The organism is Dactylosporangium sp. NPDC006015 (assembly GCF_040614215.1).
GTDB lineage: Bacteria > Actinomycetota > Actinomycetes > Mycobacteriales > Micromonosporaceae > Dactylosporangium > Dactylosporangium maewongense.
Map to the genome: position 1 here is coordinate 17,129 of NZ_JBEXUD010000007.1, position 23,913 is coordinate 41,041.

Sequence of the window (23,913 nt, forward strand, 5' to 3'; positions counted from 1 at the left end):
CGCTCAGCCGCGCCGGTCGGCGAGCCAGCCGCGCAGCAGCTGCGCGACCTCGTCGGGTTGCTTCTCGACCATCTGGGTGATGTCCCGGAAGCGCCCGTCGCGGTCGAACTCCTCGCCGGGCCCGCCGGCGCCCTCGAGCTCGTGGGCGCCGCCGATGCCGCCGTGACCCTCCAGGGCGAGCTTGGCGCGGGCCGCCTCGATCGCCGCCTGCATCTCCTCCAGAGCCGCGTTCTGCTGCTCGGTCAGCTGCACCTTCTCCCGCTTGCGCCGGCGGCGGTTGGAGATCGCCGCGAGGATCAGCAGGACCAGCAGGGCCAGGATGATCAGGCCCATCTGGATGTACTTCTGCTGCAGCTCGCTCTTCTCGGCCTTCGCGGCCTCCGCCTGCGCGTTCTGCTCGGCCGTGGCCTTGGTCGTGTCGAACGCCATCGAGCTGACCGCGATCTGGTCGCCGCGGGTCGCGTCGAGGCCGACGGCGGAGGAGACGAGCTGCTGCAGCTGCGCCTCGTCGACCTTCGCCACGGAGCTGTCGACGATGACGGCGACGGCGAGCTTGCGCACCGCGCCGGGCGCGGTCTTCTTCGTCTCGGTGACCATGCCGACGGCGTTGTTGCGGGTCTCGGTGGACTGCTGGTAGGTCCCGTCGCCGCCGGCGCCGGTGCCGTTGGGGACCTGGATGTTGTCCGGGCCGAGGACGCCGCCGACCGGGGTGCCGTTGCCGCCCGTGTACTGCTCGGACGACTTGGACTCCGACAGCGGCGGCACGGCCGGATCCGCGACGTACTTCTGCGTCTTGGTCTCGGTCGCGTCGAAGTCGAGGTCGGCGGTCACCTGCACGACGGAGTGCCCCGGCCCGACGACGGTGTCGAGCATGTTCTGCAGCGCGCTGTTGAGCCGCTGCTCGAAGGCGGTCGTCTGGCCGGACTGCCCGTCAGGGGCGGACCCCGGGCCGTCGCCGGCGCTGGACAGGACCTTGCCGTTGGCGCCGACGACCGTGACCGCGTTCGGTTCGAGCCCCTCGACGCTGGAGGACACCAGGTGCACGATCGACGTGACGGCGCCGCCCGGCAGCGGTTTCGTGCCGGTGTCGACGAGCACCGACGCGGTCGGCGCGACCTGGTCGTCGGTGAAGACGTCCTTCTGCGGGATCGCGAGGTGCACGGTGGCCTTGTTGACGCCGTTGATCGCCTCGATCGTCTTGCCGAGCTCGCCCTCCAGGGCCCGCCGGTAGGTGACCTGCTGCATGAACTCGCTGGTCATGATGCCCTGCTTGTCCAGCAGCGAGTAGCCGGCGTCGCCCGCGGCGGGCAGGCCGGCCCCGCTCATCGAGATCCGCAGGCTGTACACCTGGTCGCTGGGCACGTTGATGGTGCTGCCGCCGTCGGACAACGTGTAGGTGACGCCGTCGGCGTTGAGCTTGTCGACGATCGCGCTCGCGTCGGTGGCGGCCAGGTTCGAGAACAGCGGCGCCATGGTCGGTTTGCCGGCCCAGGTCGCGAAGAAGTACCCGCCGATCGCCAGGGCGAGCACGGCGACGATCGTGACCGCCCGCTGCCCGGGGGTGAAGGCCTTCCAGCCGTCGGTCCCCCGCCGCATGAGGGCGGTGAGCCGGTCACGCATCAGGCCTGCATCCTCATGATCTCGTTGAAGGACTCAAGGGCCCGGTTGCGCACGGCGACGGTGAGGCTGGTCGCGAGGTTCGCCTCGGTCGCGGCGATCATGTAGTCGTGCACGTCGGTCAGGCTGCCGGTGGCGGCCTGCACGGCGAGGTGGTCGGCGTTGTCCTGCACCTGCTGCAGCCGCTGGAGGCCCTGCGTGACCATGGCGCCGAAGTCGGTGCCGGACGACGACGGGGCGCTCGAGTCGGACGCGGAGATCGGCGGGAGCGCGGGAAGGGCACTGACGGCCCCGACGGCGTCGATGGTCATGTTCAGCCCTTCCCGATCTGGATCGCGGCCTGGTAGGCGTCCTTCGCCCGGTCGACCACCGTGAGGTTCGCCTGGTAGGCGCGCTGCGCCATGATCATCTGTGTCATCTGCGAGCCGAGGTCGATGTCGGGGTACTTGACGTAGCCCTCACGGTCGGCGAGGGGGTTCTCCGGCTCGTACACCAGACGCCCCTTCGGATCGCCCAGCGCGGTGCCGGCCACGACCGCGCCGCCTTCCCCGGTGCCGTAGTCGACGGCGCGGGCCTGCACGTAGCGGGCGCGGAACACCTGGCCCGACGTCGACTGCGCGTCGTTCATGTTGGCGACGTTGTCGGCGACCGCGTCCAGCCACTTGCGGTAGACGGTGACGCCCGTGCCGGCGATGCCGATGGCGCTGAAGATGGTCATCGTCAGCCCCTGATCGCGGTCCGCAGGAGGCCGAACTTGTCGTCCACGCCGCGCAGCATCGTCTGGTACCGCAGACCGGTGTCGATGTTGGAGAGGACCTCGTGGTCGAGGTTGACGTTGTTGCCGTCCTCGCGGGTCGGCTCCAGCGACCGGGCCACGGCGATCGTCGTGTCCTGCGGCCGGCCGGCCTCGACGGCGGTGCGCAGGGAGTCCTCGAAGGACACCCGCCCGGCGAGGAAGCCGGGCGTCTCGATGTTGGCGATGTTGTCGGCGATCACCCGCTGCCGTTTCGCCAGCCCCGTCAGGGCGCTGTGCAGGGTGACCGACGTGACGTCTTCGAACACGGCTGGGACGCTCCCGTCCACCGAAAAACGGCTTGTTGCGGTGTGTCGCCGGTCCCTGGCACCTGGAGTGAGCGATCCTTGCTCATTGGAGCCATCGGCGCACGTCGGCCCGGGTTGAGGAAATCGGCCTCGGGGAAAACCCCCAATGCCCGAATCCGGGTGCGCGTCGGGTGCAGCCCGGATGTTCGCGGGGCGCGGAATCCATAGCGTCTCTTGCGTGGAGAAGAGACCAGTTACCGTACGGGTGGCGCGCTGGAGCGCGGAGCACCCTTGGCGCGCAATCGCTCTGTGGGTCGTGTTCGTCGCTGTCTGCTTCATCGGCGGGACAATGGCGGGCACCGTCGAGGCGAGCAACTCCGACCAGGCCATCGGCGAGTCCGGCCGGGCCGACGTCATCGTCAACGAGGGCCACTTCGACAACCCGGCGACGGAGAGCGTCCTCATCACCCCGCTGTCCGGCGCCCTGGACCGGTCCGCCGCGGACAAGGCCGCCGCCGACGTGGCGACCGCGATGAAGGCGCTGCCCGAGGTCGCCTCGGTGAGCGACCCGCTGCCCTCCCACGACGGCGGCGCGCTGCTGGTCCGGGTCACCATGAGCGGCGACCCCGAGACCGCCCAGGACCGCGTCGGCAAGCTGCGCGACGCCACCGCCGGCGTGCAGCGCGCCCACCCCGGGCTGCGGGTCGAGGAGACCGGCGGCGAGTCCATCGGCCAGGCCATGGACGACACGCTCGGCAAGGACTTCCAGCGGGCCGAGTTCCTCAGCCTGCCGGTGACGTTCGCGATCCTCATCGTCGCGTTTGGCGCGCTCATCGCCGCCGGCGTGCCGGTGCTGCTGGCGCTGTCGTCGGTCGCGGCCGCGCTCGGCCTCTCGACGCTCGCCTCGCACCTGGTGCCGTCGACCGACACCACCGCCAGCGTCATCCTGCTCATCGGCATGGCCGTCGGCGTCGACTACTCCCTGTTCTACCTGCGCCGGGAGCGCGAGGAACGGGCGAAGGGCCGCAAGCACCTCGACGCCGTCGAGATCGCGGCCGAGACGTCCGGGCACGCGGTCGTCGTCTCCGGCGTCGCCGTCACGATCGCGATGGCGGGCCTGTTCCTCGCCGGTGACGTGGTCTTCTCGTCCCTCGCCGTCGGCTCGATCCTGGTCGTGCTCGTCTCCGTGATCGGCTCGCTGACCGTCCTGCCGGCGCTGCTGTCGAAGCTCGGCCGCTGGATCGACCGGCCCCGCGTCCCGGTGCTGTGGCGCCTCACCCGGCCCCGCGCCGAGGGCGAGGGCCAGTCGAAGGTCTGGAGCTTCATCCTCCGGCCCGCCCTGCGCCGCCCGGTGGCCACGCTGGCGATCTCGGTCCTGGCGCTGCTGGCGCTCGCCGCGCCGGCGCTGAGCATGCGGCTGAGCTTCCCCGGCATGGAGGACCTGCCGCGCACGACGCCCGCCATGCAGGCCTACGACCGGCTCGTGAAGGCGTACCCCAGCAACGGCACCGTGCACACCGTCGCCGTCCGAGTCCCGGCCGGCCAGCTCGACGCCACGAAGGCCGCGCTGACCGAGCTGGCGAAGGCGGCCGCCGCCGACCCGCTGTTCGCACCCCTCGACCTTCCGGCTGGGGCAGCGCCCGACGTCGAGGTGTCCGCCGACGGCAAGGTCGCCGTGCTCGACGTCGCCACCCCGTTCGCCGGCCGCTCCGAGCAGGCGAAGGAGTCCCTCGACAAGCTGCGGGAGGTCATGGTCCCGCAGACCGTCGGCAAGGTGCCGGGCGTGAAGGCGGGCTCGGACGCGGCCGTCGGCGGGTTCGTCGGCGCCGACGTCGACTACGCCGACCACGTCAAGCACAAGCTGCCGCTGGTCGTCGGGTTCGTGCTGGTGCTGACGTTCCTGGTGATGGCCTTCACGTTCCGCTCGGTGGTCGTCGCGGTCACCTCGATCGCGCTCAACCTGCTCTCCGCCGGCGCGTCCTACGGCCTGGTCGTCCTGATCTTCCAGGGCACCTGGGCGGAGGGCATCCTGGGCTTCACGTCCATGGACGCGGTCGTGTCGTGGCTGCCGCTGTTCCTCTTCGTGGTGCTGTTCGGCCTGTCGATGGACTACCACGTCTTCGTCGTCAGCCGCATCCGCGAGGCGGTCAAGCAGGGCATGCCGACCCGCGAGGCGGTGGCGCACGGCATCACGGGCTCCGCCGGCGTGGTCACCAGCGCGGCGATCGTGATGGTGGCGGTGTTCTCCATCTTCGCGACGCTGAGCACCATCGACATGAAGCAGCTCGGCGTCGGCCTCGCCGCCGCGATCCTGCTCGACGCGACGATCATCCGCGCGGTCGTCCTGCCCTCGCTGATGACCCTGCTCGGCAACGCCAACTGGTGGGCGCCGCGCTTCATGCGCCCCCGTGAGGCGCCGCGGCCGCCCGCCCCGGTGATCGAGGGCGAGCTGGTCGGCGCGGGCCGCTGACCCCGCAGCCACGCAAAGGCCGGCACCGTCCCACAAGGGGCGGTGCCGGCCGCTTTTCCGCCGCTTCGGTTCCGCGGACGCCGCTTCGGTTCCGCGGACGCTGCTTCGGTTATGTCGACTCGCTCCGCTCACCGATCCGCGGACGCCGCTTCGGTTCCGCGGACGCCGCCCCGGTTATGTCGACTCGCTCCGCTCACCGACATAACCGAAATGTCGGACATGTTCGCACAGCGGGCATGTCCGGGGAGGTTGACCGTCCGGCCGTTCGAGGTGCCGGCATGTCGGCCTTGCTGCGCGTTGGCGTCTGCGTGCCGGTGCTCAGTCAGCGGTGTTTCAGGCGTCGGCGAGCTCGATGGAGCCGGACACCTTCGGGGCGAGGACGCGCATCTCCTCCAGGACCGGGGCGCTCTGGTCGTCGGGCACCGCCGCGAGGGCCTCGTTCAGCAGCGGCAGCGCGGCCTCGTCGTGGAACATCTCCAGGGCGATCGCCGCCGCCAGGGTCCGCTCCCGCGGCGTGCGCCGCGAGTTGCCGGACAGGGCGAGCAGCGTGCAGCGCTCCGCGAACCCGTGCTGCCGCAGCCGCGCCGACCACTCCATCGCCCGGATCAGCGGGACCAGCCGGCCGACCCGGGCCGCGACGGTCAGCACCGTCGGCTCGCCGGGGTACCGGCGCCACAATGCTTCCAGCAGCTCGTCGGCGGCCTCCGGCGGCGCCTCCGCGATGCCGAAGAGCAGCCCGCGCACCCCTTCGCGGGGCAGCAGCTCGGCGACCTCCGCGAGACTGCCGTCCGCGGCGCCCAGCACCTGCGCCATCCGGGCGACCGGCACCGGCACCCGTCCCTCCCGCAGCGACCGCCGCAGCTGCTCCGCCGCCTCCTGGTTCCGGTCCAGCCGGCTGAGCGCGTCGATGTGCAGCCCGGCGAAGCGGCCCTTGCCGACGCCGTACAGCAGGTCGTTCATGCCCGACTCCGGCAGCGCCGCGACGATCTCCAGGGCCCGCTCGTAGTCGCCCTCGGCGAAGCGCAGCTTGACCTCGTGCTCGTCGACGGTGAACGCGGTGCTGGCGATCCTGCGCAGCTCCTCGATGGTCTCGTTCGCCTCGGTCAGGCGCTTCAGGGCGAGGTACGCGTCGGCGAGGATCTTGAGGAACAGGACCCGGTGGCTGTTCTCCTTCGCCTGCTCCAGGCCGCGGCGGGACGTCTCGATGGCCTCCTCGATGTGCCCGGAGCCGATCTGGGCGCGGGCGAGGTTGCCGATGGCGGTGATCCCGCTGACGTCCTCCGCGGCGAGCTCCGCCAGCCGCAGGTTGCGCTCGGCCTTGCTCTTCACCGTCCTGCGCAGCGCGGTGTAGCCGACGTGGGTGAGCACCGCCGTGGTCAGCTGCGGGCCGACCATGGCGGTCCCGGTGACCCGGTCGACGACCTGTTCGTGCAGCCGCCCGTACAGGCGCGACGGCGACCTGCGGAAGAGCCGGGGGAAGTAGATGGTGCTGTGCCCGGAGCCGCCCTCGTGGCCCTCCTGGTTGTCGATGGTGACGAAGAAGGCCCGGGCGTCGCCGCCGGCGGCGACGGCCGCCCGCACCGCCTTCGCGTCGCCGGTGAAGATCTCGTCGGCGTCGACCCACAGCGCCCACGTGCCGCGGCAGTGCTCCAGGCAGCGGTTGCGGGCGTCGCCGAAGTGCTCGTTCCAGTACCCCTCGACGACCCGGGCGCCGTGGGCGCGGGCGATCGCGACCGTGTCGTCGGTCGAGCCGGTGTCGTAGACGACGATCTCGTCGACCAGGTCGCGCAGCGCGTCCAGGGACCGGGCCAGCACGTCGGCCTCGTCCTTCACGATGAGCGCCGCGCTGATCAGCGGCGCGCCGGGCTCGTCGGTGAACTCGCCGCGCAGCCCGCAGTCCGTCGACGCCACGTGCGCCACCAGCGCCGCGTGCGCCACGGTGACGCGCCCCTGCACCGCGAGCCCGTCCCAGGGCAGGTCGGCGGTCGGCCCGCCGGCGATCGCGAGCGCGTCGCGGCGGATCGCCACGCACACGGGCCCGAGCCGGTCCACGTCGCTGAACTCGCCGCGATGGTCCTGCCGCCACTGCCTGGCGAACGCCTTGAACGCCGCCGCGCTGGCCATCGCCTCCTTCGGCAGCTCGGCCTGCTGGGGGCCGAAACTGTTGTGGCAGCGCGGGCCGGTGGCGACCACGGACGGGTCGCCGAAGGGCTCCAGGACGGGGTCGAGCCAGTGCGCGGACAGCACGACGTCACCGTCGACGAGGATGATGATCGGGTGGCGGGTCGCGTCGACGCCGGCGGCCCACCGCTCGGCGGCCCCTGCCCCGGCGGGCGACTCGATCACCTTCAGCCACTGCTCGCCGCGCAGCTCGGCGCGCAGGTCGGCGCGGTCCGACGGCAGCACGCAGACCACCTCGTCGCGCAGGCCGAGGGAGGCGCGCAGCGACAGCAGGCAGGCGTGGAAGTCGTCAGCGCTGCCCCCAGCGGCGACGATCACGGACACCGGGATGTGGGTCATGCCGGTGTCATCGGCAGTTTCGGGCGCATTCGCAGTGCTTTTCGGTTGCGGGCGCTTTCTGCCCCGGATCCTTCAGGTGCGGTTGTCCACGTAGACGGGCACGGTCTCGGCCGCCTCGCGGTGCAGCCGGTTGACCAGCCGCGCCTGCTGGCGGTTGCCGGCGATCGCGATCGTCAGCTCCCTGGAGAGGTCGAGCTGCCGTTGTACGAGCCGCCGCGCCCGGTCCGCGAGCGCGATCGGCAGCGGGCCGAGCCCTTCCGGCGGGCTGAACGTCACCGCCGTCACCGGTGCGGCCTCCAGCACGTCGCGGTGCCGCAGCATCTGCTCGACCTCGTCGGCCTCGAGCTCCATCGCGTCGAGCGCCGCGACCCACGCCTCGTCCCACTCGCCGCCGGCCTCGCCCTGGGGCGTGGTCACGGCCCGGACCCGATCACCTGCGCGGCCGCCTCCCGCCATGCGTCGCGCAACTGCTCGGCGAAGCTCTGCACGGCCTCGACCTTGCCCCGGTCACCGGTGACGTTGGCCTGGACCAGCTCGGTGATCAGGTAGCTGTACAGCGAGGAGAGGCCCGGCCCTCCGCTCCACGCGGTGGGGTCCAGCGTCGCCCGCAGCTCCATGATGATCTCCTGGGCGTGCTGGATCCGCGCCGACGCCGTCGGCTTGTCGCCCGTCTCCAGCGACTGGCCGGCGATCATCAGGTCGAGCACCAGCCGGTCGTACAGCATGACGAGCAGCCGGGACGGGGGAGCCGTCGCGACGCTGTCGCTGACGTAGCGGTTGCGCAGGGCTTGTGTGGTCATTCGATCTCCAGTGGCCTGAGGGGGAGCAGGGCCTAACCGAGCGAGGCGAGCTGGCCGGACAGCCAGCTGCCCTGGTTCTTCAGCTTGCCGAGCGCGGTCTCCATGGCGCCGAACTGCTTCTGCAGCGTCGCCTGCCGCGCCTGCAGCCGGACGTCCCAGTCGTCGACGCGGTGGTTGAGGTCCGTGATCGCGTCGTTGCCACTGGTGATCAGCCGGGACAGCGTGCCGGTGTTGGTCTGGGTGGCCGTGTCCGCCACGCCGGACAGCTTGTCGGCGAGGCCCGTCTTCAGGGTGACGTCCGTCTGGGCGGTGTCGATGAAGAGCGCCTGCGTCTTCTCCGGGTCGGCGTCGAGCGCCGCGATGAACTTCGCCTTGTCGAACGTGAGCTGGCCGTCGCGGGTCAGCTCGATGCCGACGTCCTTGTAGCTGCCGTTGCTGGCGGTGCCGCCGGAGACGGTGTTGAGCACGTTGCTGGCGACCTGCGACATGATGCTGTTGCCGGCGAGCGGGCCGCCGGGGACCGAGCCGCTCTTGTTCTTGGTCTGGCTGGAGATCTCCGACAGCGCCTGGTTCGCCGCGTCGATCATGGCCTGGACCTTGGTGGCGATGCCCTCGTTGTCGCGGGCGACAGTGACGGTCACCGGCGGGTCGGTCGGCTGCTGCACCTTCGTGGCGGTGACGGTCAGGCCGTTCATCAGGTCCTTGAACGTGTTCGTCGACGACGTCACCTTCAGCGGGGTGGCCGGGTCGCCGACGAGCAGCTCGGCGTCCGCGCCCGTGGAGACGATCTGCTCGGCGCCGAGGGTGAAGGGGTTGCCGCCGCTGGTGAAGTCGAAGGTCGAGGCGGAGCCGGTCGTCGTCGACGTGAGTTGCATCGTGTACTGGCCGGGGGAGACCTGGAACGCGGTGGCCTTCACGCCGAGGTCGGGGGTCTTGTTGATCGCGTCGACGACGCCCTTGAGCGACGTGTCGGTGACGTTGACCGTCTTCGGCGTGCCGTTGACGTCGATCTGGAACGACGAGCCGCTCATGATCGTGTCGGTGGTCGCGGCGACCGTGCTGTTGAAGACGACCGCGTGAGCGGCGGCCAGCTTGTTCACGCGGAAGGACAGCGCACCGCTCTGCGCGCCGCTCGACGTCGTGGTCGCGGTGGCGGCGTCCGAGCTCGACGTGGCGACGCCGCCCTTCCAGGCGGTGGGGTCCACCAGCGCCTTGGACGCGGTGAGCAGGGCCTTCATCTTGGTGTTGATGCCCTGGTACGCGGTGACGACCTTCTGCTGCGTGGCCACCTTGGCCTTGAGGGCGGTCTGTGGGGCGGCCTCGACCTGCATCAGGCCGCTGATGACCGACGAGGTGCTCATGCCCGAGATCAGGCCGTCGACGCTACCCATGGTGGAACCCCCTAAAGAAGCGCAGAAGAACTGCGATACACGCGTGCGGGGAGGAAACCTCGGTCCCCTCCCCGCCTTACGAGCGCTGTCAGCGCAACAGCGACAGCACGTTCTGCGGCGCCTGGTTGGCCTGGGCCAGCATGCTGGTGCCGGCCTGCGTCAGGATCTGCGATCTCGTGAACGAGACCATCTCCTGGGCCATGTCCGTGTCACGGATCCGGGACTCGGACGCGGACAGGTTCTCCACGGCGACGTTCAGGTTGTTGATGGTGTGTTCGAACCGGTTCTGGTACGCACCGAGCGTCGCCCGGGCGGTCGACACGCCCTTGATGGCCGTGTCGATCGCGGTGATCGCCGCGGAGGCGTTGGTCACCAGGTCCAGTGCGTCGGTCCCCAGGCCGGTCGAGTCGAAGCCGGTCACGGCGACCCCGCCGAAGGCGGTGGTGCCGAGACTGACCGTGATCTGGTCCGCGGACGCGGTGTTGGCGCCGACCTGGAACGTGCCCGTGTAGCTGGCCGTCGGGTCGAGCAGCTTCTGCCCGCCGAAGGCCGTGGTGGTCGCGATCCGGTTCAGCTCCTCGTTCAGCTGCGTGAACTCGGTCTGCGCGGCGGTCCGCGCGTCGGAGTCCTGCGAACCGGTCGAGGACGCCTGCACGGACAGGTCGCGCATGCGCTGCAGGATGGAGTGCGTCTCGGTGAGCGCGCCTTCAGCGGTCTGCACGACCGAGATGCCGTCCTGTGCGTTGCGGACCGCGACCTTCAGGCCACCGATCTGCGAGCGCAGGCCTTCGCTGATGGAGAGGCCGGCCGCGTCGTCGGCGGCCCGGTTGATCCGGAAGCCGGACGACAGCTTCTCCAGCGACTTGCTCATCTGGTTGTCGGTCACCGACAGGTTCCGGTAGGAGTTCTGCGCGGCGATGTTGTTGTTGATCCTGAGACCCATGACAGTTCCTCCTTGAGCTCGGTCCGGCCCTCCGTGGCCTGTTCACGGGGCAGATCGGCCGAGCCCGGGAGGAGTTGAGGAGAAAAGGCTTGAGTGCGCCGCGCAGCGGCGCATGGGGGGCCGCGGGGTGGGAACCCCCCGTGCGGGACCCGCCGCTCGCGGTGGGGCGGCTGGAGACTGGCAGGGCACGGCGCCCTGGGTGGGTGCCGTGCCCTGTCATGCCCTCGTCAGGCCATCGACTCCAGCTCCTCTAGCGCAGCAGGGAGAGGACGTTCTGCGGCGCCTGGTTGGCCTGGGCCAGCATGCTCGTGCCGGCCTGGGTCAGGATCTGCGAGCGGGTGAACGACACCATCTCGGAGGCCATGTCCGTGTCCCGGATGCGCGACTCCGAGGCGGACAGGTTCTCCACGGCTGTGTTCAGGTTGTTGATGGTGTGCTCGAACCGGTTCTGGTATGCACCGAGCGTGGCCCGAGCGGTCGAAATACCCTTGATCGCCGTGTCGATCGCGGTGATGGCCGCCGACGCTCCCGTCACGAGGTCGAGCGAGTCGACCCCGAGGCCGGTCGAGTCGAAGCCGGTCACGGCGACCCCACCGAAGGCGGCGGTGCCGAGGTTGACCGCGATCTGATCGGCGGACGCCGTGTTGGCGCCGACCTGGAAAGTACCCGTGTAGCTTGCCGTCGGGTCGAGCAGCTTCTGCCCGCCGAACGACGTGGTGGTCGCGATCCGGTCCAGCTCAGCGTTCAGCTGAGTGAACTCGGTCTGCGCGGCCGTGCGCGCATCGGTGTCCTGCGAACCCGTGGACGACGCCTGAACGGAGAGGTCACGCATACGCTGCAGGATCGAGTGCGTCTCGGTGAGAGCACCTTCAGCGGTCTGCACGACCGAGATGCCGTCCTGCGCGTTGCGCACCGCGACCTTCAGGCCGCCGATCTGGGACCGAAGACCCTCGCTGATCGAGAGACCTGCCGCGTCGTCGGCGGCACGGTTGATCCGGTAACCCGACGACAGCCTCTCCAGCGACTTGCTCATCTGGCCGTCCGTGACCGACAGGTTACGGTAGGCGTTCTGAGCAGCGATGTTGTTGTTGATGCGAAGACCCATAAAGTTCCTCCTTGAATCGGGTCACTGGCCGGGCCATCCGTGGCCCGGTCGTTCTCAACATCGGCACCCGGTCGTGCCGCATAAGGGTTCTGGGCAGCAATTTCCCGGGAAAAACAGCGGCGGCGCCCCCGTGGGTGGGGGCGCCGCCGTGTGTCATCGACTGAGGAGGATGGTGCGTGTGTGTGTTGCTCGTGTGGTTGGGGGGATCTGTTAACGCAGCAGGGACAGGACGTTCTGCGGCGCCTGGTTCGCCTGGGCCAGCATGCTGGTGCCGGCCTGGGTCAGGATCTGCGAGCGGGTGAAGGACACCATCTCCTGGGCCATGTCCGTGTCGCGGATGCGGGACTCGGACGCCGACAGGTTCTCCACGGTGGTGTTGAGGTTGTTGATGGTGTGCTCGAACCGGTTCTGGTACGCACCGAGCGTGGCCCGCGCGGTCGAGATGCCCTTGATCGCGGTGTCGATCGCGGTGATGGCGGCCGAGGCGCCGGTCACCAGGTCGAGGCTGGCGGTGCCGAGGCCGGTCGAGTCGAAGCCGGTGACGCCGGTGACGCTGCCGAAGGCGGCGGTACCGAGGTTCACGGCGATGGAGTCCGCCGTCGACGTGTTGGCGCCGACCTGGAAGGTGCCGGTGTAGGAGGCGCTCGAGTCGAGCAGCTTCTGGCCACCGAAGGACGTGGTGGTGGAGATGCGGTCGAGCTCGGCGTTCAGCTGCGTGAACTCCGTCTGCGCCGCGGTACGGGCGTCGGTGTCCTGCGAACCGGTCGAGGACGCCTGCACCGACAGGTCACGCATACGCTGCAGGATCGAGTGCGTCTCGGTGAGCGCACCTTCAGCGGTCTGCACGACCGAGATGCCGTCCTGCGCGTTGCGGACCGCGACCTTCAGGCCACCGATCTGGGACCGCAGGCCCTCACTGATCGACAGGCCGGCCGCGTCGTCCGCGGCCCGGTTGATCCGGTAACCGGACGACAGACGCTCCAGCGACTTGCTCATCTGGCTGTCGGTCGTCGACAGGTTCCGGTAGGCGTTCTGCGCGGCGATGTTGTTGTTGATACGAAGACCCATGGTGATTCCTCCTTGATCCGGGCCGTGCTGCGCGAGCCGTCCTTGGCTCGCTCGCCGATGACATCGGCGTCAGCGTCCGGGGCATGAGGAATCTGCCGAGGAAATATTCCGCAACTCAACTATAACCGCGAAAGACCCGGTTCCGCTGCGGAACCGGGTCTTTCGGTCAGAGGTTGAACGGGATGCCGAGGGCCGTCGTGTGCGCCAGCCGGGCGCTCAGGTCGCCCTGGCCGGCGATCTGGCTGTAGTAGGCCTCCCGGCGGCGGGCGACGCAGCCGCCGGCACGCTCCTGCGCGTTCAGCAGGTGCGGGTCGAGATGGTTGTTGAGCCCGTCGCGGAGCAGCATGAGCGCCTCCGCCCGTAGCTGGCTGACCCGGCTCTCCGTCACGCCCAGCTCGCGGGCGATGTCGTTCATCGGGCGCTCCTCGAAGAAGTACGCCGTGACGACCGCGCGCAGCCGCTCGGGCAGCGCGCCGATCGCGTGGTGCAGGTAGCCGATCCGCTCGCGGTGCAGGATCAGGTCCTCGGGGCCCGGGGTCCGCTCGGGGACGAGGTCCTCGGCGGTGCCGGCGGTGAAGCCCTGCAGCGACAGCACCACGGCCCGCTGGACGTCGTCGTCGATCGTCTTGAGCTCTTCCGGCGCGACCCCGAGGGCCTCGGCGAGCTCCGTCTGGGTCGGCGTCCGGCCGAGGGCGGCGGTCAGCTCCTGGGTGGTCGTCTCGACCTTGCGGGCGCGGGTGCGCACGGAGCGGCTGGCCCAGTCGAGGCCGCGCAGCTCGTCGAGGAGGGCGCCGCGGATGCGGGTGGTGGCGAAGCTGCCGAAGGGGATCCCCCTGGAGGGGTCGAAGCCCTTCGCGGCGTGGGCGAGGGCGGCCATGCCGGCGGACACGAGGTCCTCGCGGGACACGTGGGCGGGCAGCCGGCCGAGCATCTCGCGCACCAGGTGCCCGACGAGGGGCAGGTGCGTGCGGACGAGGTCGTCCCGCTCGCGGGCGGTCGTGTTGCTGGTGCTGGCGCTGGTGCTGCGTTCCTGGATGGTGACAGTCACGGCAACCTCTTCGTGGCAGGAGTGGGTCTTCGTGGGCCGGGAACCCCGGCAAGATCCAGCCTCTGTCACTTTGGGTACACAAAAGGTCGCGCTGGGTTGCTAACTGGTTGTTGTCCTCAGGCGGCGTCTCCCAGGCCGGAGGTGGGCATGCCGAGCGCCGTCGTGTGCGCCAGCCGGGCACTCAGGTCGCCCTGTCGCGCGATCTGGCTGTAGTACGCCTCCCGCCGGCGGGCGACACAGCCGTTGCCCCGCTCCGGGGCGTTCAGCAGCTGCGGGTCCAGGTGGTTGTTGAGCCCGTCGCGCAGCAGCACGAGCGCCTCGGAGCGCAGCTGGCTGATCCGCGATTCGGTGACGCCCAGCTCCGCGGCGATGTCGGTCATCGGCCGCTCCTGGAAGAAGTACGCGGTGACCACGTACCGCAGCCGCTCCGGCAGCGCGTTGACGGCGTGGTGCAGGTAGCCGATCTTCTCCCGGTGCAGGATCAGGTCCTCCGGGCCCGGGGTCCGCTCCGGCACGAGGTCCTCGGCGGTGCCGGCGGTGAAGCCCTGCAGCGACAGCACGACCGCGCGCTGCACGTCGTCGCCGATCGCCTTCAGCTCCTCGGGCGCCACGCCGAGCGACTCGGCCAGCTCCGCCTGGGTCGGCGTGCGCCCCAGGGCGGCGGTCAGCTCCTGGGTGGTCGTCTCGACCTTGCGGGCGCGGGTGCGCACGGAGCGGCTGGCCCAGTCGAGGCCGCGCAGCTCGTCGAGGAGGGCGCCGCGGATACGGGTGGTGGCGAAGCTGCCGAAGGGGATCCCCCTGGAGGGGTCGAAGCCCTTCGCGGCGTGCGCGAGCGCCGCCATCCCGGCCGAGATCAGGTCCTCGCGGGACACGTGCGTGGGCAGCCGGCCGAGCATCTCGCGCACCAGGTGCCCGACGAGGGGCAGGTGGCTGCGCACGGCGGCGTCCAGTTCCGCGGCGTTCAGGGAGGTCCGGGTCTCGGTCTGGGCTTCGCTGGTGACAGTCACGGCAACCTCTTCGTGGCAGGAGTTGGTCGAGAACCAGCCTCGGTAGCCACGGGTGCAGGTCGCGGTGACGCAAAGTTGCGGGGAGGTTGTACTCAAGGCCCTCATCGACCTGCCGACCTCTATGGGTGAAGCGATCGATGACACGGTGAAGGGCGGAGCGGGCATGGGGCTGGCGGATCTCGCGAGCATCCTGTGGCGGGAACGCGAGATGCTGGAGCTGCTGCTGTTCAAGCTCGAGGAGGAGCAGCTGGTGCTGGCCGGTGGGCGCACCCGCTGGCTCGCGCACGCCACCCGTGAGGTCGAGGTCGTGCTGGATGAGATCCGGCGCACGGAGGTCGTCCGGGCCGCCGAGGTCGAGGCGATCGGCGCCTCCCTCGGGCTCGGCCCGAACCCGAGCCTCAGCCAGCTCGCCGAGGCGTCCCCGGCGCCCTGGTCGGACCTGCTCAACCAGCACCGCATGGCGTTCCTGACGCTGACCGCCGAGGTCAGCGCGCTTGCCGAGGCCAACCGCGACATCCTCACCACCGGCGCACGGGCCGCCCGCGAGACGATGCTGGCGGTCGCGGGCTCCGTCGAGACCTATGGGCGGCGGGGGCAGACCGTCGGTTCGGCCCCCCGCAACCGGCTGATTGACGAGGCGATGTAGATGAGCACCTTCTCCGGCCTGAACACCGCGCTGTCCGCGCTCTACGCGCAGCGCCGGGCACTGGACATCACCGGCCAGAACATCGCCAACGTCAACACCGAGGGCTATTCGCGGCAGCGGGTGGAGCTCACGCCGGTCGAGAACGTGACCGAGCCGGCCCGCTACTCGATCAGCAGCGGCGTCGGCGACGGCGTCAGGATCACCGGCGTCACCCGGCTGCACGACGAGTTCATGACCAACCGCACCCGCGCCGAGCGCGGGCTCAACGAGTACCTCCAGGCGCAGAAGACCGTCTACGCCAACGTGGAGCAGGCGCTCGGCGAGCCCAGCGACACCGGGCTGCAGGCGCAGCTGTCGGACTACTGGTCCGCCTGGTCCGACGTGGCGAACCGCCCCGGCGACACCTCCGCCCGCACCCAGCTGCTCTCCCGCGCCAACACGGTCGCCGGGTCGATGCGCACCACCCGGGCCAACCTGGAGCAGCTGTATTCCGCCACGCGCGAGCAGCTCACCGCCGACGTCGACGTGGTCAACCAGACCACCGCCTCGGTCGCCGACCTCAACGCCCGGATCGCCCTGGCGAAGGTCGCCGACATGCCGACGAACGAGCTGACCGACAAGCGCGACCAGCTGGTGCTGCGGCTGTCGGAGCTGACCGGCGCGACCGCCCGGCCCAAGGAGGACGGCACCACGGACGTGCTGCTCGCCGGCGCAGTGCTGGTGCAGGGCGACACGGCACGCGAGCTGGTCGCGTCCGGCTCGCCCGCCGTCGACGGCCGGCTCGTCGCGCCGTCGACGGTGACCTTCAGCGACGGCATGGCCGTGTCCATCTCCACCGGCCGGATCGCCTCGCGGCTGGAGTCGCTCACCACGACCATCCCGAACGCGGTGACGGGCCTCGACACGGTTGCCGGCCTGCTCATCCAGACCGTCAACGACCAGCACGCCCAGGGCTGGGACATCACCGTGGTGCCGCCCGCCACGGTCCCGACGCCGCAGCAGGGCGGTGCCTTCTTCTCCGGCACGAACGCCCGGGACATCGGCGTGGCGATCACCGACCCGACGAAGGTCGCCGCGTCCAGCACGTCGAGCAACCCGTTCCAGGGCGACAACGCGACCGCGCTGGCGGACCTCGCGAAGGCCCAGACGGGCGCCGACGTCACGTACCGCAACTACGTGGTCGACATCGGCATCGCGGCGCAGACGGTCAACCGGCGCGCCGACGCGCAGCAGGTCATCTCCGACGACGTGACCGCCGCCGAACAGGCGGGGTCCGGCGTCAGCCTCGACGAGGAGATGACCAACATGCTGCAGTTCCAGCGCGCGTACGAGGCGGCGGCGAAGGTCATCTCGGTGGTCGACAGCACGCTCGACTCGCTGATCAACATGAAACGGTAGGGGGAACGGATGCCCGGCTTCCGCGTCACGGAACGCTCCATGGCCAGCAACACGCTGGCGAACCTTCAGGTCAACCTCGCGCGCAACCAGCAACTGCAGAACCAGCTGTCCAGCGGCAAGCTCATCACCAAGGCGTCGGACTCGCCCGGCGGCGCGGTGATCGCGATGCAGCACCGTGCCGACGTGGCGACGCTCAACCAGTACTCGCGCAACGCCGACGACGGAATGGGATGGCTGGACATGGCCGACACGGCCCTGAAGAGTGCCTCGACGCAGATGAACCGGGCGCGCGAGCTGGTGCTCTCCGGTCTGTCGAGCGGCTCGGGCGGCAGCCCGGAGGCGCGCGAGGCGATCGCGCTGGAGGTCGACAACCTGCGCGACTCGATGATCAACCTCTCGAACACCACGTACCTCGACCGGCCGATCTTCGGCGGCAGCACCCCCGGCACGATCGCTTACGACAAGAACGGCGACTACCAGGGCGACGACGGTAAGATCAACCGTACGATCAGCGGTAACGCCACCGTCCGCGTCGACACCGGCGCCGAGGACGTCTTCGGCCCGGAGGCCGGCAACGGCAACGTGTTCAAGCTGCTCGGCTCGATCGCCGACCACCTGCGCAGCAATCCCTCGGGCCTGCAGTCGGACCTCGCCGAGGTCGACACGGCGCAGAAACGCATCCAGGCGGGCCTCTCCGGGGTCGGCTCCAGATACAATCAAGTGTCCGAAATGCAGCAAACTGCCCAGAATCGGGTGATCGATCTCAAGGCGCAGCTGTCCGATGTCGAGGACATCGACCTGCCGAAGACGATCACCGAACTCGCCCTGCAGCAGACCGCCTACCAGGCCGCTCTCGCCGCCACCGCGAAGGTGATCCAGCCTTCGCTGGTCGACTTCCTGCGGTAGGCCCGCCGCCAGCACACACGTGAGGAATCCATGAGCGTCGCGACCGTGGGACAGCCAGAGACCACCACGCTGCCGGTGATCGACTTCGTTGCGCCGATGCCGGGCTTCCCGGACGACCGCCGGTTCGTGCTCGTCCGCCTGGAGGACACGGGCGCGCTGTATGCCCTGACCTCCGTCGACTCCGCCGGGCTGCGGTTCCTGGTGGTGCCGCCGGCGCAGTTCTTCCCCGACTACGCGCCGGAGGTCGACGACGACTCCCTCGCCGCCCTCGGCGTCAGTGACGCCGACGGGCTGCTGGTCCTGCTCGTCGTCACCGCGGGCGACGGCGTCCAGGACGCCACCGTCAACCTGATGGCGCCCATAGTGCTCGACCAGCAGAGTCGCCGCGCGGTGCAGCTGGTGCTGACCCGCAGCGGCCTGTCCGTGCGGCAGAAGCTCGTCGCCGTCGCCTGATCGGGTCTTTCACCCCGGACAACCGGCATATCGGGTACTGTTCGCGTATCGCCCAGCGAAGGAGCGGCTTGTGCTCGTCCTGACCCGACGTCCCGGGGAAAGCGTGATGGTCGGTGACGACGTCGTCGTCACCGTGCTCGACGTGCGCGGCGACGTCGTGCGGCTGGGCATCAAGGCACCGCGCAGCATCCAGGTCCATCGCGAAGAGGTCTACCGCGAGCTCCAGAAGGTCAACCGCGAGGCCGCGTCGCCCAGCGACGTCGCCGTGCGGGCCCTGAGCCGCATGCTCCGCGCCGACGTCGAACAGCAATAGCGGGGTTCAAACCCGACTTCTCAGGACGTCTCCGCCGATGCCGATAGGCAGGTGGATAACGCCTCGAGAAGGGCACGTCATGGGCGCTCTGCGCAACTGGCTCCGAAACCGGCCGATCGCCGTCAAACTCGGCGCCGTCCTCGCGGTCGCCCTGGTCACCGTCGGCGCGCTGCTCTTCGTCGGGGTGCGTGCCCTGACCGACGGCGAGGAGCGGGCCCGGGAGCTCGAGCACGTGGGCAAGCTGACCCGCGAGACCCTCGAGGCCGACATGGCCCACGACGCGATCCGCGGCGACGTGCTGCGCATGCTCCTGGCCGTCTCCCGCGGCGGCGACACCGGCACCGAGGTGGCCGAGGTGCGGGCCGACCTCGCCAGCCACAGCGAGATCCTCGGCGGTGTCCACGCCACCTTCACCGCCCCGGGCATGGACGCCTCCGTCCGCGCGGCCGCGCAGGCCGTCGCCCCGGCGATCGCGAACTACATCGACCTCGCCGGCCAGACGGTCACCGCGGCGGCCGGCGGCGACCGCAACCCGGCGTCGTACGCGAAGTTCCAGACCGCCTTCTCCGAGGTGGAGGCGAAGCTGCCCGGCGTCGGCGACGCCCTCGAACGGGTCGCCTCGGCCGCGTCGAAGTCCGTCGGCGACGAGCGCAACCGGGCCGTCCTCGTCCTCTCCACCGCCGGCGTTATTGGCCTGCTGCTCACCGTCGCGATCAGCTGGCTCGTCATGCGCGGCATCGTCGCGCCGCTGCGCGACGTGTCCTCCGTGCTCAACGGCATGGCCGAGGGCGACCTCTCGCGCACCTCGGCGGTCGGCTCCACCGACGAGGTCGGCCTGATGGCCCGCGACCTCAACCGGGCCATCGACAGCGTCCGCGGCACCGTGCAGGCGCTGTCGAGGTCGGCGCGCACCGTCGCCACGTCCGCCGACGAGCTGTCCGGCGCGTCGCAGCGGATCGTGTCGGCGGCCGCGCTCGCCAGCGACCGGGCCGGCGCGGCCAACCACGCCGCCGGCGAGGTCTCGCTGAACGTCGACACGCTGGCGTCGGCGAGCGAGGAGATGGGCGGCTCCATCGCGGAGATCTCCCGCAACGCCAACGACGCCCTGCGGGTCGCCGGCGACGCCGTCAGCATGGCCGACCAGACCAACGCGATGATGTCGCGCCTCGGCACCTCGTCCGTCGAGATCGGCAACGTCGTCAAGGTGATCACCTCGATCGCCGAGCAGACCAACCTGCTCGCCCTCAACGCCACGATCGAGGCCGCCCGCGCCGGCGACGCGGGCAAGGGTTTCGCCGTCGTCGCCGGGGAGGTCAAGGACCTCGCCCAGGAGACCGCCCGCGCCACCGACGGCATCAGCCGGCGGGTCGAGCAGATCCAGGCCGACGCCGAGCACGCCATCGAGGCGATCAGCGAGATCGGCTCGATCATCGCCCGCATCAACGACTTCCAGGTCACCATCGCCAGCGCCGTCGAGGAGCAGACGGCCTCGACCCAGGAGAGCAGCCGGACGGTCAGCGACGTCGCCGTCCGTACCGGCGAGATCGCCGCCACCATCGCGGACATCGCCGACGTCGCCGGGCGCAACACCACGGAGGCGGACACGTCGCTCGCGGCGGCCCGCCAGCTCGCCGGCATGGCCGAGGACATGAACGCCCTGGTCGCCCGCTTCCGTATCTGACGCTGCCGGCCTTGCCGTTCCGGCGCCGCTCGCGGCCTCCGTACCGACGCTGCCCGCCTTCCGTTCCGGCGCTGCTCGCGGACTTCGTTCTGGCTGCTCGCGGCCTTCGTTCTGGCGCAATCGGCAGACGTTAGGGCCGTCACCGCCGAAAATTGAAGGCATGCTCTACAGCGACGCTGACCTGCGGACGCTGAGCGCCCCGGACCGCTGGCGGCGCATCGCGCCGTTCCTCACCGTGGCGATCCTCGCCTGTGGCACGGCCCTCTTCCGGCCCGTGGTCGACCGCGTGGCCCTCGTGTCCGCCGTGGTCGTGCTCGCCCTGCTGCTCGGCCTGACCGTCACCGTGCCGTGGCATCGCCTGCCGGCCATCTACGAGGCCGCGCCGCCGCTGGGCTTCTTCGGCGTCGTCGCGCTGCTCAACATCCCCGAGACCGGCGACGACCCGGCCGGGTACGGCGCGCTCGCGCTGCTGCCCGTCTTCTGGCTGGCGCTGTACCACGGCCGCGCGGCCACCGCGATCGGCGTCGTCGCGATGGCGGTCGTCTTCTCCCTGCCGATGCTGCGCAGCGCCGCCGTCTTCGAGCACGAGTGGCGCCGCGGGCTGCTGGTGTTCGCGATCGGCGCCCTCATGGCGTCCGCCGCGCAGAGCTGGGTCCGCCGCAGCCGCGCCGCCGCCGCGGAGCTCGCCGCCCGGACCCGCGAGGTCAGCCGCGAACGCGACTTCAACCGCGCGATCCTCGACAGCGCCGGGTTCCTCGTCATGGTGCTGGACACCGACGGCCGGATCACCGCCTTCAACCGCCGCTGCGAGGAGGTCACCGGCTTCACCGCCGACGAGGTCATCGGCCGCCCCTTCTGGAGCGCCGGCATGTCCGCCGACGACACCGGCCGCGGCGACGACGCCTTCGCCCACCTCACCGCCGACGCGTTCCCCAACACGTTCGAGAACGACTGGCTCGCCGCCGACGGCAGCCGCCACCGCATCGTCTGGAGCAACACCGCTCTCACCGACGAGAACGAGCTCCTGACCCACGTCATCGGCACCGGCCTCGACGTCACCACGCAACGGCACACCGAGCGCCTCTTCGCCGACGTCCTCGCCGCCGCCACCGAGCAGGCCATCATCGGCACCGACCGGCGCGGCACCGTCACCGTCTTCAACGCCGGCGCCGAACGCCTCCTCGGCCACCGTGCCGCCGACGTCGTCGGCGCCGTCACCCTCGACCGCTTCCACCTGCCTGCCGAGGTGCCCGGCCTGGCCACCCTCTTCGAGCCCGCCCAGGCCGGCGACTCCGAGCCCCGCGAGTGGACCTACGTGCGCCGCGACGGCGCCACGCTGCCCGTCTCCCTCACCGTCAGCGTCATCCGCGGCGAGTCCGGCGAGGTCACCGGCTACCTCTCCGTCGCCCGCGACATCACCCGGGAGCGCCGCACCGTCGAGGCGATGCGCCACGCCCTGGACCGCGAGCGGGCCGCCGCCGCCCGCCTGCGCGAGCTCGACAAGGTCCGCGCCGACCTGGTCGCCACCGTCTCGCACGAGCTGCGGACCCCGCTCACCAGCATCCTCGGGAACGTCGAGGTCATCGTCGACGGCGACGCCGGCCCCGTGCAGCGCCCCCAGGCCCGTCTCCTCGCCGCCGTCGAACGCAACGCCCGCCGCCTGCTCGCCCTCATCGAGGACCTCCTCATGTTGTCGCGCATCGAGGCCGGCCAGGTGAAGATCAACGCTGGCCCCGTCCACCTCCGCGCCGTCGTCTCCGGCGCCCTGGAAGCCCTGCAGGCCGTCCGCGGCCAGCGCGACGTCCACCTCGACATCGACCTGCCCGATCCCCCCATCGTCGTGCACGGCGACCGCGACCAGCTCGAACGCGTCCTCATCAACCTCCTCGACAACGCCCTGAAGTTCACCCCGCCCGGCGGCAGCGCCCGCCTCACCGCCGACCTCGACGGTGCCCAGGTCCGCCTCACCGTCGCCGACACCGGCATCGGCATCCCGCCGGCCGAGCTCGACCAGATCTTCGACCGGTTCTTCCGCTCGAGCCGCTCGCAGGAGCTCCAGAGCCAGGGCACCGGCCTGGGCCTGGCCATCACGAAGTCCATCGTCGAACGCCACGGCGGCCACATCTGGGCCGGCCCCGCCCTCGACCAGGGCACCATCGTCACCTGCCTCCTGCCCCTGCACGACGCCCCGGTCCCCGCCCGCACCGTCTGACGCCGGCGCGCAGCCGCGGACGGAGGGTCACCAGGTGGAGATGTCGCCGCCGATCAGGGTCACGGCGGCCACCGAGGTCATGCCGACCAGGACGGCCACGAGGCCGACGTCGAGGGTGGCGGCGCCGCGGTCGTCGCGCACGAGACGGGCGTGCAGCCTGGCGATCAGGTTCGTCATCTTCAACTCCCTCGGGGGCGGCTTTCGGCGATGCAAGCATGACGGAACGTGACCGTGCGGCGCTGTCCGATGCGGGTGCGGTGAGGGTGGGATGAACGTCTGACATGGGGTTGCCGGGGAGGTGTCGACGGGCGGCAGAAGGGAATCCAGCGGGCCATGTCGGCACCCTGTTTGCGGAAAGTCACCCCTTCGGGGTGGCGCGCGGACCAGAATGATTCTGTGCCAAAGATCGACACTGGTCTGGCAAAGCTGCTCGCGCTGGTCCTCGTGGCCGGTTCACTGACCGCACCAACGGCGTCGGTGAACGTGTCACGTGCCGCGGTCGCGCGCGGCTGGTTGCCGGTGATTCCGGGTCCACCCACCGCCGAGCTCGCCGGGGCGGCCGACAGCGGCGGCCGGTGCGCGGATCCGACCGGCACGTGGCTGGGCATGCACTGGCGCAACGAGTTGCGCTGGCGGGTCAACGAGCAGACGATCCCCGCGTACCTCGGCGACCGCACCACCGTCGTGAACTCGCTGCGCAGCGCGGCGACCACCGTGGACACCGGACGCAACGACTGCGGGCTGCCGGCGAATCTCGGCATCCAGGAGTCGTACGCCGGACGCACCGACCACAAGGCGGGCGTGACCCCGGCGGGTGGCTGCGGCGAGCGGGACAACCAGAACACCGTCTCGTTCGGGCGGCTGGAGAAGGGGCTGCTCGCGGTGACCTGCATCTGGTGGTTCGGGGGCAAGGAGAACGGCCGCAGCGTCGAGACCGATATCCTCATCGACGACACCGAGGGCCTGTTCTTCACCACGACGCCCGCGGACTGCTCGTCGCGCTGGGACCTCGAAGGCACGGTCACGCACGAGTTCGGCCACGCGTTCGGCCTGGGGCACGTGCCGTTCGCCGAGCACGGGTCGCAGACGATGACCGACGGGCTCCCGGACTGCTCCACCGCCTACCGCGGGCTCGGCCTCGGTGACTACCTGACGCTGAAGCAGCAGTACGGCACGAACTGACACACGGGACCGGATCGTGCCGCGAGCAACGTTGCGGCAACCCGGCGTGTACCTGGCCGCGCTACCTGAGCTGGCGACCTTTGAGGGGACCACCCACCCCTCATGGGAGATC

23 protein-coding genes are annotated in these 23,913 nt (G+C 70.6%); 9 read left to right on the forward strand and 14 right to left on the reverse strand.

Translation table 11 applies throughout. The annotated features are described in order from the left end of the window. Positions 1-3 precede the first annotated feature (3 nt). The 4 genes from fliF to ABZ321_RS14195 are packed head-to-tail and all read right to left on the reverse strand — an operon-like array spanning position 4 to position 2,679. A complete protein-coding gene (gene fliF / locus ABZ321_RS14180; RefSeq protein ID WP_354891171.1) occupies positions 4-1,620 on the reverse strand; it encodes a flagellar basal-body MS-ring/collar protein FliF in 1,617 nt (538 codons plus the stop codon). Beyond that, positions 1,620-1,928, reverse strand: coding sequence for a flagellar hook-basal body complex protein FliE (gene fliE, locus ABZ321_RS14185; RefSeq protein ID WP_344515708.1), 309 nt, complete (start codon positions 1,926-1,928; stop codon positions 1,620-1,622). Before fliE ends, fliF begins: the two co-directional genes overlap by 1 nt. Positions 1,929-1,930: 2 nt before the next feature. Then, positions 1,931-2,335: a flagellar basal body rod C-terminal domain-containing protein gene (locus ABZ321_RS14190; protein WP_344515706.1), complete on the reverse strand. Its 405-nt coding sequence runs from the start codon at positions 2,333-2,335 to the stop codon at positions 1,931-1,933. Between the two features lie 2 nt (positions 2,336-2,337). Continuing rightward, complete coding sequence (locus ABZ321_RS14195) at positions 2,338-2,679, reverse strand: flagellar basal body protein (protein ID WP_344515704.1); 342 nt, start codon at positions 2,677-2,679, stop codon at positions 2,338-2,340. Between the two features lie 295 nt (positions 2,680-2,974). On the opposite strand from ABZ321_RS14195, the gene ABZ321_RS14200 reads away from it, so the two are divergent. Beyond that, a complete protein-coding gene (locus tag ABZ321_RS14200) occupies positions 2,975-5,128 on the forward strand; it encodes an MMPL family transporter (RefSeq protein ID WP_354891172.1) in 2,154 nt (717 codons plus the stop codon). A 333-nt stretch (positions 5,129-5,461) separates the two neighbouring features. Here the strand turns inward: ABZ321_RS14200 and ABZ321_RS14205 are convergent, their stop codons facing one another. The 9 genes from ABZ321_RS14205 to ABZ321_RS14245 all read right to left on the reverse strand — a co-directional run bounded on the left by ABZ321_RS14205 (position 5,462) and on the right by ABZ321_RS14245 (position 15,010). Beyond that, the gene (locus tag ABZ321_RS14205) at positions 5,462-7,648 is read right to left on the reverse strand and encodes a glycosyltransferase (protein WP_354891173.1); all 2,187 of its coding nucleotides are present in this window, start codon (positions 7,646-7,648) and stop codon (positions 5,462-5,464) included. Between the two features lie 72 nt (positions 7,649-7,720). Then, positions 7,721-8,065, reverse strand: a complete 345-nt coding sequence (locus ABZ321_RS14210) for a hypothetical protein (RefSeq protein ID WP_344515698.1) — start codon at positions 8,063-8,065, stop codon at positions 7,721-7,723. Next, on the reverse strand, positions 8,062-8,448 hold the full coding sequence (fliS, locus tag ABZ321_RS14215) for a flagellar export chaperone FliS (protein ID WP_344515696.1): 387 nt from the start codon (positions 8,446-8,448) through the stop codon (positions 8,062-8,064). The genes ABZ321_RS14210 and fliS overlap by 4 nt, the downstream gene beginning before the upstream one ends. Before the next feature lie 32 nt (positions 8,449-8,480). Beyond that, positions 8,481-9,839, reverse strand: coding sequence for a flagellar filament capping protein FliD (fliD, locus tag ABZ321_RS14220; protein ID WP_354891174.1), 1,359 nt, complete (start codon positions 9,837-9,839; stop codon positions 8,481-8,483). An 88-nt stretch (positions 9,840-9,927) separates the two neighbouring features. After that, positions 9,928-10,782 carry a flagellin gene (locus ABZ321_RS14225; protein WP_344515692.1) on the reverse strand — a complete coding sequence of 285 codons (855 nt, stop codon included), beginning with the start codon at positions 10,780-10,782 and terminating at the stop codon, positions 9,928-9,930. A gap of 250 nt (positions 10,783-11,032) precedes the next feature. Further along, positions 11,033-11,887, reverse strand: a complete 855-nt coding sequence (locus ABZ321_RS14230) for a flagellin (protein ID WP_344515690.1) — start codon at positions 11,885-11,887, stop codon at positions 11,033-11,035. A gap of 210 nt (positions 11,888-12,097) precedes the next feature. Beyond that, positions 12,098-12,955 (reverse strand): flagellin, encoded by an 858-nt coding sequence (locus ABZ321_RS14235; protein WP_354891175.1) that lies wholly within the window; start codon positions 12,953-12,955, stop codon positions 12,098-12,100. A 166-nt stretch (positions 12,956-13,121) separates the two neighbouring features. After that, positions 13,122-14,003, reverse strand: coding sequence for a FliA/WhiG family RNA polymerase sigma factor (locus ABZ321_RS14240; RefSeq protein WP_344512078.1), 882 nt, complete (start codon positions 14,001-14,003; stop codon positions 13,122-13,124). Between the two features lie 116 nt (positions 14,004-14,119). After that, positions 14,120-15,010, reverse strand: a complete 891-nt coding sequence (locus ABZ321_RS14245; RefSeq protein ID WP_354891176.1) for a FliA/WhiG family RNA polymerase sigma factor — start codon at positions 15,008-15,010, stop codon at positions 14,120-14,122. Between the two features lie 163 nt (positions 15,011-15,173). Between ABZ321_RS14245 and flgN the strand changes: the two genes are divergently transcribed. From flgN to ABZ321_RS14280, 7 genes are all read left to right on the forward strand, one after another. Beyond that, the gene (gene flgN, locus ABZ321_RS14250) at positions 15,174-15,656 is read left to right on the forward strand and encodes a flagellar export chaperone FlgN (protein WP_344512074.1); all 483 of its coding nucleotides are present in this window, start codon (positions 15,174-15,176) and stop codon (positions 15,654-15,656) included. Then, positions 15,657-17,054, forward strand: a complete 1,398-nt coding sequence (gene flgK / locus ABZ321_RS14255) for a flagellar hook-associated protein FlgK (protein WP_354891177.1) — start codon at positions 15,657-15,659, stop codon at positions 17,052-17,054. A 9-nt stretch (positions 17,055-17,063) separates the two neighbouring features. Further along, the gene (flgL, locus tag ABZ321_RS14260) at positions 17,064-17,960 is read left to right on the forward strand and encodes a flagellar hook-associated protein FlgL (protein WP_354891178.1); all 897 of its coding nucleotides are present in this window, start codon (positions 17,064-17,066) and stop codon (positions 17,958-17,960) included. A gap of 45 nt (positions 17,961-18,005) precedes the next feature. Continuing rightward, the gene (locus ABZ321_RS14265; protein WP_344512068.1) at positions 18,006-18,413 is read left to right on the forward strand and encodes a flagellar assembly protein FliW; all 408 of its coding nucleotides are present in this window, start codon (positions 18,006-18,008) and stop codon (positions 18,411-18,413) included. 70 nt (positions 18,414-18,483) lie between these two features. After that, positions 18,484-18,726, forward strand: coding sequence for a carbon storage regulator CsrA (csrA, locus tag ABZ321_RS14270; RefSeq protein WP_203847552.1), 243 nt, complete (start codon positions 18,484-18,486; stop codon positions 18,724-18,726). 79 nt (positions 18,727-18,805) lie between these two features. Beyond that, positions 18,806-20,407 carry a methyl-accepting chemotaxis protein gene (locus tag ABZ321_RS14275; RefSeq protein WP_354891179.1) on the forward strand — a complete coding sequence of 534 codons (1,602 nt, stop codon included), beginning with the start codon at positions 18,806-18,808 and terminating at the stop codon, positions 20,405-20,407. Between the two features lie 160 nt (positions 20,408-20,567). Further along, the gene (locus ABZ321_RS14280) at positions 20,568-22,619 is read left to right on the forward strand and encodes an ATP-binding protein (protein ID WP_344512063.1); all 2,052 of its coding nucleotides are present in this window, start codon (positions 20,568-20,570) and stop codon (positions 22,617-22,619) included. 27 nt (positions 22,620-22,646) lie between these two features. Here the strand turns inward: ABZ321_RS14280 and ABZ321_RS14285 are convergent, their stop codons facing one another. Then, positions 22,647-22,796, reverse strand: coding sequence for a hypothetical protein (locus ABZ321_RS14285; protein WP_344512059.1), 150 nt, complete (start codon positions 22,794-22,796; stop codon positions 22,647-22,649). 219 nt (positions 22,797-23,015) lie between these two features. On the opposite strand from ABZ321_RS14285, the gene ABZ321_RS14290 reads away from it, so the two are divergent. Next, positions 23,016-23,801, forward strand: coding sequence for a hypothetical protein (locus tag ABZ321_RS14290; RefSeq protein WP_344512057.1), 786 nt, complete (start codon positions 23,016-23,018; stop codon positions 23,799-23,801). The last annotated feature ends 112 nt before the right edge of the window (positions 23,802-23,913 follow it).

Excerpts from the sequence above, each read along its gene's own strand:
- fliF (WP_354891171.1), bottom strand. The coding sequence starts at position 1,620 with ATGCGTGACCGGCTCACCGCCCTCATGCGGCGGGGGACCGACGGCTGG.
- fliE (WP_344515708.1), bottom strand. The coding sequence starts at position 1,928 with ATGACCATCGACGCCGTCGGGGCCGTCAGTGCCCTTCCCGCGCTCCCG.
- ABZ321_RS14190 (WP_344515706.1), bottom strand. The coding sequence starts at position 2,335 with ATGACCATCTTCAGCGCCATCGGCATCGCCGGCACGGGCGTCACCGTC.
- ABZ321_RS14205 (WP_354891173.1), bottom strand. The coding sequence starts at position 7,648 with ATGACCCACATCCCGGTGTCCGTGATCGTCGCCGCTGGGGGCAGCGCT.
- fliS (WP_344515696.1), bottom strand. The coding sequence starts at position 8,448 with ATGACCACACAAGCCCTGCGCAACCGCTACGTCAGCGACAGCGTCGCG.
- fliD (WP_354891174.1), bottom strand. The coding sequence starts at position 9,839 with ATGGGTAGCGTCGACGGCCTGATCTCGGGCATGAGCACCTCGTCGGTC.
- ABZ321_RS14225 (WP_344515692.1), bottom strand. The coding sequence starts at position 10,782 with ATGGGTCTCAGGATCAACAACAACATCGCCGCGCAGAACTCCTACCGG.
- ABZ321_RS14230 (WP_344515690.1), bottom strand. The coding sequence starts at position 11,887 with ATGGGTCTTCGCATCAACAACAACATCGCTGCTCAGAACGCCTACCGT.
- ABZ321_RS14235 (WP_354891175.1), bottom strand. The coding sequence starts at position 12,955 with ATGGGTCTTCGTATCAACAACAACATCGCCGCGCAGAACGCCTACCGG.
- flgN (WP_344512074.1), top strand. The coding sequence starts at position 15,174 with ATGGGGCTGGCGGATCTCGCGAGCATCCTGTGGCGGGAACGCGAGATG.
- flgK (WP_354891177.1), top strand. The coding sequence starts at position 15,657 with ATGAGCACCTTCTCCGGCCTGAACACCGCGCTGTCCGCGCTCTACGCG.
- flgL (WP_354891178.1), top strand. The coding sequence starts at position 17,064 with ATGCCCGGCTTCCGCGTCACGGAACGCTCCATGGCCAGCAACACGCTG.
- ABZ321_RS14275 (WP_354891179.1), top strand. The coding sequence starts at position 18,806 with ATGGGCGCTCTGCGCAACTGGCTCCGAAACCGGCCGATCGCCGTCAAA.
- ABZ321_RS14280 (WP_344512063.1), top strand. The coding sequence starts at position 20,568 with ATGCTCTACAGCGACGCTGACCTGCGGACGCTGAGCGCCCCGGACCGC.
- ABZ321_RS14285 (WP_344512059.1), bottom strand. The coding sequence starts at position 22,796 with ATGACGAACCTGATCGCCAGGCTGCACGCCCGTCTCGTGCGCGACGAC.